A 791-nucleotide genomic window follows, 5' to 3' on the forward strand; every position below is an offset into this window, starting at 1 on the left:
CTAGGGTCAGGACGCATTGATTTCCCTAGCGCTGCGTGATTCACGGCTCCGAAAACGGAGCGGTGACATGAGCGATCTCTTCTGGCTGACCGATGCGCAGATGGCGCGTCTGGAACCTTTCTTTCCGAAGCCTCACGGCAAGCCTCGGGTCGATGACAAGCGCGTTTTGAGCGGGATTATCTTCATCAACCGCAATGGGTTAAGGTGGCGCGATGCGCCTGCCGCCTATGGCCCGCATAAGACGCTCTACAGCCGTTGGAAGCGTTGGAGCGAGAAAGGCATCTTCGCGCGGATTATGGTGGGTCTGGCCGCTGAGCACGGCGAACAGAAGACCGTGATGATCGACGCGACCTACCTCAAGGCCCATCGAACAGCGACCAGCATGGGCGTGAAAAAGGGGGGCGTGGACGCATGATCGGTCGGACCAAGGGTGGCATGAATACGAAGCTACACGCGATCTGCGACAGCCAAGGGCGACCGCTCGATCTGTTCGTCACCGCCGGGCAGGTCAGTGATTACATCGGCGCACGGGCGTTACTCAGTAGTCTCCCAAAAGTCGACTGGTTGCTAGGGGATCGCGGCTACGATGCCGACTGGTTCCGAGACGCGTTGAAAGACAAGGGGATACGCGCCTGTATCCCGGGCCGGAAGCAGCGCAAGACACCCGTTCAATACGACAAACGCCGTTACAAACGGCGAAACCGGATCGAGATCATGTTCGGCAGGCTCAAGGATTGGAGGCGCGTCGCAACCCGCTATGACCGCTGCCCCAAGGTCTTCCTGTCGACAAT

General features: G+C 59.2%; 1 protein-coding gene. It reads left to right on the top strand.

Going from position 1 to position 791, the window contains the following annotated elements:
• Positions 1–67 precede the first annotated feature (67 nt).
• Positions 68–791, top strand: a protein-coding gene (locus tag RXV88_RS23585; RefSeq protein WP_316296183.1) for an IS5 family transposase whose coding sequence is annotated in 2 segments (ribosomal slippage) — positions 68–389 and positions 389–791 — 725 coding nt annotated over the 2 segments. Because the reading frame shifts where the segments join, the coding sequence is not laid out codon by codon here. This gene is flagged as partial in the annotation.

The organism is Aestuariicoccus sp. MJ-SS9, assembly GCF_032586235.1.
GTDB lineage: Bacteria > Pseudomonadota > Alphaproteobacteria > Rhodobacterales > Rhodobacteraceae > Aestuariicoccus.